This window comes from Actinomycetota bacterium (assembly GCA_035536535.1).
GTDB lineage: Bacteria > Actinomycetota > JAICYB01 > JAICYB01 > JAICYB01 > DATLNZ01.
Window position 1 is genome coordinate 1 of the sequence record DATLNZ010000123.1, and the last position, 2,647, is coordinate 2,647.

General features: G+C 68.4%; 2 protein-coding genes and 1 pseudogene. 1 reads left to right on the forward strand and 2 read right to left on the reverse strand.

Features of this window, described 5'->3' with window-relative positions; translation table 11 throughout:
- On the forward strand, positions 1–300 hold a 300-nt coding region (locus VNE62_08345; protein ID HVE92295.1), incomplete at its 5' end, for a thioredoxin domain-containing protein.
- 45 nt (positions 301–345) lie between these two features.
- On the opposite strand, the gene ffh is transcribed toward VNE62_08345, so the two are convergent.
- Together ffh and VNE62_08355 are read right to left on the reverse strand one after the other, a co-directional pair.
- Positions 346–1,710: a signal recognition particle protein gene (gene ffh, locus VNE62_08350; GenBank protein HVE92296.1), complete on the reverse strand. Its 1,365-nt coding sequence runs from the start codon at positions 1,708–1,710 to the stop codon at positions 346–348.
- A gap of 297 nt (positions 1,711–2,007) precedes the next feature.
- Positions 2,008–2,436 (reverse strand): annotated as a pseudogene (locus VNE62_08355) (Clp protease N-terminal domain-containing protein).
- Positions 2,437–2,647 lie beyond the last annotated feature (211 nt).

A 2,647-nucleotide genomic window follows, 5' to 3' on the forward strand; every position in this document is an offset into this window, starting at 1 on the left:
CCGGACGAGATCCCGAAGGCCTCATCGGACGACGTCCCATTGCTTGTGGACTTCTGGGCGGAGTGGTGTGCGCCGTGCCGCGCGATCACGCCGGTGCTGGCTCAGCTTTCGGACGAGTGGTCCGGGCGCATGCGCTTCCGCAAGCTGAACGTGGACGACTTCGACGGAGTCTGGGAACGGTTCGGGTTCCGCGGAATCCCCACGATGATCGTCTTCCGCAACGGCGAGGAGGTCCATCGCGTCACGGGCTTCGGCGGCAAGGACGCCCTGGTGAAGGAACTGGAGCCGCTGCTGTCGTAAAGCCTCGGGAGAGCCCCGGCGTTCACCGCTGCTCGGGCGCCGGGGCTAGAACCCCTTCATCTTCGGCATGCCCCGCCGGGCCTTGCGGCTGGCGCCCTTCCGCCCCTTGCCCGGGATGGCGCCGGCCATCTGGCGCATCATCTTGCGCATCTGGTCGAACTGCTTGAGGACGTTGTTCACGTCCTGCGGCTGGTTGCCGGACCCCTCGGCTATCCGCCGCCGGCGCGAAGCGTTGATCAGCTCCGGCTTGGCGCGCTCCTGAGGAGTCATCGACCTGATGATCGACTCCACGCGGGTGAGCTGGCCCTCGTCGACCTCCTGGTCGGAGATGCGGCCGACGCCCGGGATGTTCGGCATGAGGCCGACCAGGTTCTGGATGGGTCCCATCTGCCTGACCATCTGGAGCTGGTCCAAAAAGTCCTTCAGGTCGAACGTCGCCTCACGGATCTTGCGCTCCAGCGCTTCGGCGTCCTCCTCGGCGATCGCGGACTCCGCCTTCTCGATCAGCGAAAGGACGTCGCCCATCCCGAGGATCCGCGAGGCGATGCGGTCCGGGTGGAAGGGCTCGAGGTCCTCGATGCGCTCCCCTGTCCCGGCGAAGACGATCGGGACGCCGGCGGCCTCCACAAGCGAAAGTGCCGCGCCTCCGCGTGCGTCGCCGTCCAGCTTGGTGAGGATGGCCCCGGTGGGGTCCAGGCGCTCGGCGAAAGACTCGGCGGTCTGGACGGCGTCCTGTCCGGTCATCGAATCCAGGACGAGAAGAGTCTCGTGTGGCGACACGGCGTCGCGTATGGACCGAGCCTGCTCCATCATCTCCTCGTCCACGGTCAGCCGGCCTGCCGAGTCGACGATGAGAGCGCCGAAGTTCTCCGTCCTGGCCCGCTTGAGCGCCTGCGCCGCCGTCTTGACCGGGTCCCCGCCGGCTTCACCGGCCTCGACCGCCACCCCCACCTGGGCGCCGAGCTGCCGGAGCTGCTCCACGGCCGCCGGTCGCTGCAGGTCGCAAGCCGCCAGAAGCGGCCGGGTCCCGCGGGCCTTGAGGTGCGCAGCGAGCTTGGCGGCCGCGGTGGTCTTTCCGGACCCCTGCAGGCCGACGAGCAGGATGACCGTCGGGGGCTTGTCCGCACGGATCAGCTGACGCTGCTGTCCGCCCAGCAGCGCGACGAGCTCGTCGTGGACGATCTTGACGATGTGCTGTCCGGGGGTCAGGGAGCGCAGGACCTGGTCGCCCACCGCCTGCTCGCGGACCCTCTCGAGGAAGTTGCGGACCACCGGGAGGCTGACGTCGGCCTCCAGCAGCGCCGTCCGGATCTCCTTCAGGCCCTCCTCGACGTCCTCTTTCGTGAGCCTGCCTTTGCGGCGCAGGCGCGCGAAGGCGGTCTCGAGGCGGTCTGAAAGAGACTCGAACATGGTTCCGCGAGGGTATCAAGCAGGTCCACCGGAGGCGCCCGGACTCGCGGCGGCCGCCATCCGGCGGCGGGACTCGAACGGCCAGGCTCGGTCGCGGGGCTAGCCGCCTCGATCTTGCTCGAGCGCGCGCAACCTCGCCTCCATCGACTCGATTCGCTCCAGCAGCATCGAAGCCAACTCGTGCGTCTGCTTACCCGGGGTCCCAGGGCCAGAGGGAGGGTGGGGATCCTCGTCACCAGCTTCGAAAGAGCCGTCCGCGCTCTCAAGCTCGTCGTCCGCAGGCAAGTCGATAGAGTCGCTGAGCGACTCCACGACCAGGTCGCGCACCTTCGGCAGGTCCAGTCCGATCTTCATCATCACGTTGGCGGCAACGCCCTCGCCCTCCCGCAGGAGGCCGAGCAGGATGTGCTCGGTACCGATGAAGTTGTGGCCGAGCTTGAGCGCCTCGCGAAGGGACAGCTCCAGCACCTTCTTGGCCCTCGGGGTGAACGGGATGTGCCCCTGCGGGGTGGACGTGCCCACTCCGATGGTCTCCTCGACCTGCGCCCTGACCTGCTCCAGAGTCACGTTCAGTGACTCCAGCGCCTTGGCGGCAAGCCCCTGGCCCTCATGGATGAGCCCCAGGAGGATGTGCTCGGTACCGATGTAGCCGTGCCTGAGACCCCGCGCCTCCTCCTGGGCCAGCACGACCACGCGCCGGGCCCGGTCGGTCATTCGCTCGAACATCCCGCCGACCTGCTTGCGGCGGCGCATCTTGCGATCCTTGTGCAGCGTCGCCCAGGTCGCTATGGCGGTCCGGCTCCAGACCCGGCCCCCCGCGAGCTCGGCCTCGGGAGCCGGGAAGTCCGGGTGCTCGTCGGCCAGCTGGTCCACCCGTTGTCGAGACACGCCGAGCATCTCGGCTATCTCCGCGGCACCGACCAGGTGGTGACTCATA